Source organism: Aeromicrobium panaciterrae, from assembly GCF_039537165.1.
Taxonomy (GTDB): domain Bacteria; phylum Actinomycetota; class Actinomycetes; order Propionibacteriales; family Nocardioidaceae; genus Aeromicrobium; species Aeromicrobium panaciterrae.
In genome coordinates, this window is sequence record NZ_BAAAZZ010000001.1 from 43,023 (window position 1) to 49,591 (window position 6,569).

15 protein-coding genes are annotated in these 6,569 nt (G+C 63.4%); 3 read left to right on the forward strand and 12 right to left on the reverse strand.

The genetic code is table 11. From position 1 onward, the window contains the following. Positions 1 to 7 precede the first annotated feature (7 nt). From ABD683_RS00340 to ABD683_RS00385, 10 genes are all read right to left on the reverse strand, one after another. Positions 8 to 145, reverse strand: a complete 138-nt coding sequence (locus tag ABD683_RS00340) for a hypothetical protein (RefSeq protein ID WP_344766282.1) — start codon at positions 143 to 145, stop codon at positions 8 to 10. Further along, positions 142 to 426 (reverse strand): hypothetical protein, encoded by a 285-nt coding sequence (locus ABD683_RS00345; RefSeq protein ID WP_344766284.1) that lies wholly within the window; start codon positions 424 to 426, stop codon positions 142 to 144. Before ABD683_RS00345 ends, ABD683_RS00340 begins: the two co-directional genes overlap by 4 nt. Before the next feature lie 116 nt (positions 427 to 542). After that, a complete protein-coding gene (locus ABD683_RS00350) occupies positions 543 to 875 on the reverse strand; it encodes a hypothetical protein (protein WP_344766286.1) in 333 nt (110 codons plus the stop codon). A gap of 11 nt (positions 876 to 886) precedes the next feature. Beyond that, a complete protein-coding gene (locus tag ABD683_RS00355) occupies positions 887 to 1,267 on the reverse strand; it encodes a hypothetical protein (protein ID WP_344766288.1) in 381 nt (126 codons plus the stop codon). Continuing rightward, positions 1,264 to 1,674 carry a hypothetical protein gene (locus tag ABD683_RS00360; RefSeq protein ID WP_344766290.1) on the reverse strand — a complete coding sequence of 137 codons (411 nt, stop codon included), beginning with the start codon at positions 1,672 to 1,674 and terminating at the stop codon, positions 1,264 to 1,266. Before ABD683_RS00360 ends, ABD683_RS00355 begins: the two co-directional genes overlap by 4 nt. A gap of 148 nt (positions 1,675 to 1,822) precedes the next feature. Next, a complete protein-coding gene (locus ABD683_RS00365) occupies positions 1,823 to 2,359 on the reverse strand; it encodes a hypothetical protein (RefSeq protein WP_344766291.1) in 537 nt (178 codons plus the stop codon). A gap of 418 nt (positions 2,360 to 2,777) precedes the next feature. Further along, entirely contained in the window at positions 2,778 to 2,960 is a 183-nt protein-coding gene (locus tag ABD683_RS00370) for a hypothetical protein (RefSeq protein ID WP_344766293.1), read from the reverse strand. Further along, positions 2,957 to 3,088 carry a hypothetical protein gene (locus ABD683_RS00375; RefSeq protein ID WP_344766295.1) on the reverse strand — a complete coding sequence of 44 codons (132 nt, stop codon included), beginning with the start codon at positions 3,086 to 3,088 and terminating at the stop codon, positions 2,957 to 2,959. Before ABD683_RS00375 ends, ABD683_RS00370 begins: the two co-directional genes overlap by 4 nt. Further along, on the reverse strand, positions 3,085 to 3,288 hold the full coding sequence (locus ABD683_RS00380; RefSeq protein ID WP_344766297.1) for a hypothetical protein: 204 nt from the start codon (positions 3,286 to 3,288) through the stop codon (positions 3,085 to 3,087). The genes ABD683_RS00375 and ABD683_RS00380 overlap by 4 nt, the downstream gene beginning before the upstream one ends. Next, positions 3,285 to 3,527: a helix-turn-helix domain-containing protein gene (locus ABD683_RS00385; protein WP_344766299.1), complete on the reverse strand. Its 243-nt coding sequence runs from the start codon at positions 3,525 to 3,527 to the stop codon at positions 3,285 to 3,287. Before ABD683_RS00385 ends, ABD683_RS00380 begins: the two co-directional genes overlap by 4 nt. Positions 3,528 to 3,607: 80 nt before the next feature. Here ABD683_RS00385 and ABD683_RS00390 point away from each other — a divergent pair, with 80 nt between their 5' ends. Genes ABD683_RS00390 through ABD683_RS00400 form a run of 3 tightly spaced genes read left to right on the forward strand, consistent with a single transcriptional unit; the run spans position 3,608 to position 4,732 of the window. Then, positions 3,608 to 4,018 (forward strand): hypothetical protein, encoded by a 411-nt coding sequence (locus ABD683_RS00390; protein WP_344766301.1) that lies wholly within the window; start codon positions 3,608 to 3,610, stop codon positions 4,016 to 4,018. 15 nt (positions 4,019 to 4,033) lie between these two features. After that, positions 4,034 to 4,477, forward strand: coding sequence for an ImmA/IrrE family metallo-endopeptidase (locus ABD683_RS00395; RefSeq protein WP_344766303.1), 444 nt, complete (start codon positions 4,034 to 4,036; stop codon positions 4,475 to 4,477). 3 nt (positions 4,478 to 4,480) lie between these two features. Then, a complete protein-coding gene (locus ABD683_RS00400; protein ID WP_344766305.1) occupies positions 4,481 to 4,732 on the forward strand; it encodes a DUF3263 domain-containing protein in 252 nt (83 codons plus the stop codon). Here the strand turns inward: ABD683_RS00400 and ABD683_RS00405 are convergent. Together ABD683_RS00405 and ABD683_RS00410 are read right to left on the reverse strand one after the other, a co-directional pair. Next, positions 4,689 to 5,981, reverse strand: coding sequence for a tyrosine-type recombinase/integrase (locus ABD683_RS00405; RefSeq protein ID WP_344766307.1), 1,293 nt, complete (start codon positions 5,979 to 5,981; stop codon positions 4,689 to 4,691). The two genes, ABD683_RS00400 and ABD683_RS00405, sit on opposite strands and share 44 nt — an antisense overlap. Next, on the reverse strand, positions 5,974 to 6,348 hold the full coding sequence (locus ABD683_RS00410) for a DUF6221 family protein (RefSeq protein ID WP_344766309.1): 375 nt from the start codon (positions 6,346 to 6,348) through the stop codon (positions 5,974 to 5,976). Before ABD683_RS00410 ends, ABD683_RS00405 begins: the two co-directional genes overlap by 8 nt. Between the last annotated feature and the right edge of the window lie 221 nt (positions 6,349 to 6,569).

Below are 6,569 nucleotides of genomic sequence, written 5' to 3' on the forward strand. Positions count from 1 at the left end.
CCGGCGATCATGCGAATGACCACACGGTGTACAGGTACGCCCACGCACCGATCCACAGGAGTGCCCACGTGACCGTGGCGGCGAGCGTCATCTTCAACCACCACGGGACGTGGTTGGTCTTTGGTGCGCGGTGTCGTGCGTTCATCGGTGTCTCCGTACGATCTGGCGCAGGGGGTCAGGCCCGATGATCTGGGTCGCTTCCACAGCTGCGATGAGTGACGCGAACCCCAGGCGGAGCCGGTCACGGTTGTTTGGGTCGGCGCGGAACGCCGCGAGGATGAGTCCCTTGTAGAAGTCGCCGGGTTCGGTGCCCTCACGGATCGTGGGGTCGTGTGCGCCTAGGGTCTCGTTAGACCAGACCCACAGGACGCGTTCGGCGTCGAGCCAGTCGATGGACTCGATGACCTTGTCGAGGTCGATGACCATGGGTGGTCTCCGTTCTTGGGAAGAACCGGACCCCTGCCGCGGGGAAGTGCGGCAGGGGTCACGGGGGACGGCTTGACGGGCGGTGGGCTTCCCGACACCACGCGCCCGCCAAGTTCTTAGAGGGCCTCGAGGGTGGTGAGGATCTCGTTGACCTTGTCGACGGGCACTGACGCCGGGAGGCGGGGGATGCCGTCGAGATGACGGGTGACTCTGCCGTCGGGTGTGAGAGCCACGATGCGGAACTCACCAGCGGCGTCGCCGGCCCACACCTTGGCGCCGTACCCGTTGCCGAACGCGTACCGCCGGGTAGGGCCCTCCACCGAGGACTTGTCGAGGCCCTTGGTCGAAAGGTCGCCGACATCGGCGAGAGCCTTCGACGGTGCTTCCGGGGTTTCGGGTGTGGGATCTGCTTCGGTCTGGTCAGGCTTGTCGCTCTTGCCTTCTGCCATGGGCTTGCCTTTCAGGATGGGAGGGGATCAACTCGGCCAGGAGTGCGGATGACTCCGTGCCTGGGGGAAGTTGTGGAGCGCCACATGCCGACAACCCGGCCGTGGGACGAGACCTTCTTCGACTTTGTGTAGCCGACGTGGACGATCTCGCCTCGAGCACTGGCGGCGGCGAACCCGGCGCCGATCCGGTTTGGGTGAACCTCCGGTAGGAGCGGGCGGACTTGGTCGGTGGTGAAGACGAGATTGTTCGCGGCGATGTGCTTGATCGCCTGTGCGACTACTCGCTTTTCCCACTCGTCGGTGTCGTTGAAGTCGAGCCGGGTGAACCCAAGCTGCTTCTCGAACTCGGCCCGCGGCGCGTCGTAGTCGGCGGGCTGGACGACGGTGCTCACAGCCGTTCTCCGGCAAACTCTTCGGCAAGCGCCCGGACATCTTCGACCGTGTTGTCGGAGTGAAAGAGTCGGTCGGCTTGGTTGTCGGAGAGTCCGAGCGCTTCGGCCGCTCGCGTCTCGACGTAGCTATCGGTGAACGGCTCGGGGTTGCCGAGTATGACTTGGTCGACGTAGCCGGCGATGCAGTAGCAGGTCCCACAGTCGGGGGTCTTGGCTCGGAGGCTCACTGCGAACTCGTCGTCGGACCTGTAGTGCTCGACCATCCGGGCTCGGTCGCTGGGCCGATTGATCCAGTCGCCCTGCAACCACTGACAGATCTCGAGGGGCTTGTCGGCTTCCGCTTCGACCCATTCGACCGCCTTGCGAAGGAGCGGGATGTTGACCTGGGGTTCATCGGTGATCGTCACGGTGTGCCTCCTTGCTTGCGAACCGCTCGGCGGTATTGCCGGATACGGCGTAGCTCGTTGCGTGTGGGGAACCGGCCCAGTTCGGTGAGGAACCAGTGGGCGCGGTTGTCGATCTCGGACGCGTCTCTGTTCCGTGGGCTCGTGAGCGTCATACGGCGGCGTCCAAACGGCTGAGGTCGGCAAGGTCGAACGGCGTGACGCGCTGTGATTCACGGTTGAGTTCGGCCTCAATGGCGCGGATGCGTGCGATCGAAGACTTCGCCTGCTCGGCGCTGTTGAACGACGGGTGCTGCGCCAGTGACGCGACCCGGTCGATGTGCTCACGGCGCTGTAGCCAGAGCTCGTCGATCCGTGCCTGCCACGTGAGGTTGTCGCGTGAGTCGCGACGGGCAGCTTCGATGCTGAACCCGGACGACTGAGGCGCCTTGCGCGACTTCTTACGGTTTCCCAGAGTGAGGATCTTCCGGCCCATGATCCGTTCGGCAGTGCGGAGCACGTTGCGGAACGCGTTCTTGTCTGAGCACCGGTGCGTCGGATACCCGACGGTGTTGCCTGTCGCGGTGTGGAGGAGAAGACCGTGGTCGTTGCTGTCGAGGCCGTGGTACTCCCATTCACCTGTGTCGAGGATCGCCTTCACGACGTGACGTACGGACGAGTGTGGCTTCGGGTGATGCTTCTGAGCCATGGCCGGACCTCCGTCGTGAGAAGTAGGTGCGCCCCGACGGCTCGCTGTAGGCATCGGGGCGACGTGCCATGGCCCAACTTGAATGGGACTGCCGGCCTGAACCGGGCATGGCTGGAAGACTGGGTCTTCCGTTCGTTGTGTTGTTGCGCCCACGTCCAGGGACATACCTGTCTGGGTGCTCCGCGATCGAAGTTCCGTTCCCTTGGTGCGGGTGTGTACCTCCCCAGGTCCCTGGGGCCTCCGTCACCGTGATTCCCTGCCGCATAGGACCGTGGTCGGCTCGGGGTATCTGCGCTTCATCGCTGTATCTACTTCTCGAGTGCCACTCGATTCGAGGCTTTGGTCACTTCTGGCATGTCGCCGCGTGTGCCTCTGGTACTGGCTTCGTCCCTGCGCCCGTCGTGAACGGGCGGCATCGTTAGTGCCGCAGGGGGAGTTGCTTCTCGGTGTGGTGGTAGCCGATCCGGTACAGCCGGTACGCCGGTTGGATCGACACGAGCTCGGGTCGGCCTTCGATGCCGAAGCGGCGTTCGATGTGGACGGCGCACGACTGAGGGCTGCGTGTCGATCCGGTGGGGATGGCGAAGTGGAAGTAGTTCACTGGTGACCTCCGCAGGACGGGCGACCGTTGACGGTCGTGACCGCGTCCAGTTCGCAGGGGTAATGGGGGATGCCGTCCACGACGCGCACCCCGGACTCGAGGCAGACGCCGCTCTGGTAGTCGCTCATTTGGCACCGACCCACTCGGGCAGGGACTCGGCGTAGGTGTCGAGCTCGTCGCGGACGTAGACGCGCTTGTTGCCCAACTTGCGGGGCGTGATGACACCCTGTGACTGCAGTTCGTCGAGCTTGCGAGTCGACGTGGACAGGTACAGCGCGGCTGTCTGCTTCTCCATGAGCTTCGGTGGGAAACCGATCGTGACGTTCATGCTGCGCTCGCTGCAGCGGTGGCTTCGCGGATCAGGTCAGCAGCCGAGATGTTCAGCGCCTGGGTGACCTTGAAGAGTTCCTCGAGGGTGAACCCGACAAGCCCGTTGATCTTGCGAGAGAGCGTCGCCGGCGGAATCCCGGTGGCGACGCTGATGGCTTTTGCGGTGATGTTGTGTCGTCCCATTGCGGCCCGAACCTCGGCGGCGATGGACTCCCTCACACGTTCCAAATCGAACATGTGGCGACCGTAGTTCCAAATGGAACGCGATGTCAAGCACTATTGACCGGCGTGTTCTAAATGGAATATGCTCCCGTTCTATGTCCCAAAGCAGCATGAAGGACGGTCCGTCATCACGACGGGCAGTCGAGCTCATTGCCGCCGCGATCGAAGGCTCTCCCAAGTCTTTGACTCAAATCGCAGCGGATGCGGGTATGCCTCGCACCACGTTGGTCAACATCTCGAAGGGGAGGGCCAACCTCTACGTAGAGCAGCTGATCCTCATTGCTGAGGGCGTGGGTGCTGACGCCAGCAACTGGATCGCGCTGATCGAACAAGAACGTCGGGCCGACGCACTAGCCTCCATCCAAGATGACGAGCTCGAGCGAAAGCGTTCCGCGAAACGGCAGGTCGACGCGAACGGCCGTATACTGCCCTCCACCGAGGAACTCGGGAACGTCGCGAGCCGCCGGCCCCGAGGGAAGCGTGAAGAACAGCAAGACGACGAGTAGCAGGGGGGCTCGGCGATGACGTACAACCCGTGGCGCGAACTGCGCCGGTATCCGGAAATCGAACTGCTGTGGACCGCCGACGACGACTACCTCGATGGTGCCGACGCGCTGTGGTTTCCCGACACGAAAGAGATCGTGATGGACTCACGTCTCCGACAGGTGTCGAAGCGGTGCGCGCTGGCCCACGAGTTGGCTCATATCGTCCGGCACGACGGTCCGTGTGTTGACCAACGGGCCGAACTTCGCCAGGAGCTCGCGGCCGACCGGCTCGCAGCACGGTGGCTCATCCCCGACATGCACACCATGGCGGAGGCTATGAAGCGCACCGTCTCGAACGGGCACGCCGCCCAGGAGTTGTGGGTGACCTTGCACATGTTCGAGGTGCGACTGCACTCGCTCCACGCGTCCGAATACCACCAACTCAAGGACCTGCTGTCAGACCCCGGCGATACCGTATAAGCCATGCCTGAGACCACCGAACTGTCTGATCGCGACAAGGCGCTGATCGACATCTTCTCGAAGACGTGGAGATACATGGGTCCGAAGGAGACCGCGGTCCGTGAAGCCACTGGCCTGTCCTTGACCGGCGCCACACAGATCGTGAACCGCCTCATCGACACCGAGGCTGCGCTCGCGTACAAGCCAACCGCGGTGAACCGGTTGCGCCGGATCAGGGACGAGCGGAAGCAGAACCGGCTGGCAAGGCCAGCATGAGGTTGCCCAGTTTGGCCATCGCGTGAGCCTTCTCGTCGGCGTGCGCGTGCCGGTAGATCCGAGTCACTTCCTCTGACGAGTGGCCGACGATCTCACCGATCAGTTGCGCGTCGACACCCAGCGACGCGAGCAATGTGATCGTGGTGTGCCGTGCCCAGTGCCCGGTGATCTCGGATTTCCCCGGCGCCAATTCGTCCTTGCCGATGACCCCCGCCTCGAACAGTAGATCGCGCCACGCCTGCGCATCCTCCGTGGCGGTGTACGGGGTGCCGTCGTCTTTTCGGAAGATCAGTCCGTACGGGTTCGGGGTGTCTTCATGACGCTCAAGGTAGTCGGCGATCATGTCCGCCATCTGGGGGAACAACGGGACGACGCGACCGGTCATCGACTTCGGGCGCGTCAGGCAGTAGCGGCCGAACAGGTGGATCATCTCGAACCCGTCGGGGATGCGCCAACGCCAATCGCTGCACGCCGCGCCCTGCTTCTTCCCGCACGGCCAACCGGTCTCTGTCTTCGGTCCACACCCGTGCTCCTTGGGGACCTCCTCGAGGGACCAGTTGACCCGGTAGAGGTTGTTCACGAGGTCGAGGCTCTCGAGGGTGGCGCCGAGTATCTCGCCCTGGCGGGGACCGCCGAGCAGCTTGAACCACCACATCGCGCCGAGGTCGTGGCCGGCGGCGACGGTGAGCAGTTCGGTTGCCTGGGGGAGGGGAATGGAGTCACGGGTCGACGCGGCCTTCTGCGGCTTCGTGACGTCAGTGGCGACATTGCGGGCGCATAGTCCTTGCTTGCGGGCGTCCTCGAGCAGCATGTTCATCACCCGGTGCACACCGAGCGCGGTAGTCGACGACATGCCAGCAGCACGGACCCGACCATGGACGGCGAGAATGTCAGACGGCTTGAGAGCGGAGACGCGCTTCTCGCCGATCTCGGGCTTGATCCACACCTTCACGCACGATGCGTACCCGGTGTACGTCTTAGGGTCGACGTGCGGCTTCTTGTACTCGATCAACCACTTGTCGGCCCAGTCGCCGACGGTGGCCGTCGTGTCGAGCGGTGCACCGTGGGCAGCGATCTCAGCCTTGATGGCATCGAGCTTCTCGCGACACGCCTTCTGTGACTTGGAGTGGACGTGCTTCGTGATCCGCTTGCCTGTCTCGTCACGGCCGAGCTCGATCGTTCCACGCCACAATCCTTTGCTGGCGATCCAGTACAGGCCACCGTCGCCGTGGCTACGCTTTTTAGGCATGCTTCGACCACTCAGGTTGGTAGTCACGGTGGTCCGCATAGACGCCTGCAACAGCGCGTAGAGCGTCACGAAGGGGGCCCATCACCGCGTCAAGGTCGGGGTCTCCCTGCGCGTCATCAAGTGCGGCGCGGCTCCGGCCCGTCTCGTCATGCAGCTCCACGATTGCCCGCTTCGCCTTGCACTCAGCGAGGGCGCGCTCGGCCGACACGGCGACGATGGGGGTGCCGCTCATTTCTCCCGCCAACCACGCCTGGTCGTCAGGCTCGTAGCGGAAGTCGGCGATCGTTTTCTGTGCAGCCTCCTCGTCATCCGCGATGCGTGCGAGCAGAAACTCAGCCAACGTCAGCGTCGGCGCCGGGGTCTCCATGGCTTCTCCGTTCGTCAGGTACACACATAGGTACACACATGCAGGTGCGTGAACATCCTACGCACCTGCGAAGATATTCGTACTGTCAAGTCCCAGTATTTCCTCTGGTTTCAGGGTGGAAACTCTGCGATCTGCGAACATCTCCCGGTCCCATGGTAGCGGTAAACCGTCTGACTGTTAATCGGCAGGTTATTGGTTCGAGTCCAATCGGGGGAGCAAGA

Coding starts and splice junctions, on each gene's coding strand:
- ABD683_RS00340 (WP_344766282.1), bottom strand. CDS start 145: ATGAACGCACGACACCGCGCACCAAAGACCAACCACGTCCCGTGGTGG.
- ABD683_RS00345 (WP_344766284.1), bottom strand. CDS start 426: ATGGTCATCGACCTCGACAAGGTCATCGAGTCCATCGACTGGCTCGAC.
- ABD683_RS00350 (WP_344766286.1), bottom strand. CDS start 875: ATGGCAGAAGGCAAGAGCGACAAGCCTGACCAGACCGAAGCAGATCCC.
- ABD683_RS00365 (WP_344766291.1), bottom strand. CDS start 2,359: ATGGCTCAGAAGCATCACCCGAAGCCACACTCGTCCGTACGTCACGTC.
- ABD683_RS00375 (WP_344766295.1), bottom strand. CDS start 3,088: ATGAGCGACTACCAGAGCGGCGTCTGCCTCGAGTCCGGGGTGCGCGTC.
- ABD683_RS00380 (WP_344766297.1), bottom strand. CDS start 3,288: ATGAACGTCACGATCGGTTTCCCACCGAAGCTCATGGAGAAGCAGACA.
- ABD683_RS00385 (WP_344766299.1), bottom strand. CDS start 3,527: ATGTTCGATTTGGAACGTGTGAGGGAGTCCATCGCCGCCGAGGTTCGG.
- ABD683_RS00390 (WP_344766301.1), top strand. CDS start 3,608: ATGTCCCAAAGCAGCATGAAGGACGGTCCGTCATCACGACGGGCAGTC.
- ABD683_RS00395 (WP_344766303.1), top strand. CDS start 4,034: ATGACGTACAACCCGTGGCGCGAACTGCGCCGGTATCCGGAAATCGAA.
- ABD683_RS00400 (WP_344766305.1), top strand. CDS start 4,481: ATGCCTGAGACCACCGAACTGTCTGATCGCGACAAGGCGCTGATCGAC.
- ABD683_RS00405 (WP_344766307.1), bottom strand. CDS start 5,981: ATGCCTAAAAAGCGTAGCCACGGCGACGGTGGCCTGTACTGGATCGCC.
- ABD683_RS00410 (WP_344766309.1), bottom strand. CDS start 6,348: ATGGAGACCCCGGCGCCGACGCTGACGTTGGCTGAGTTTCTGCTCGCA.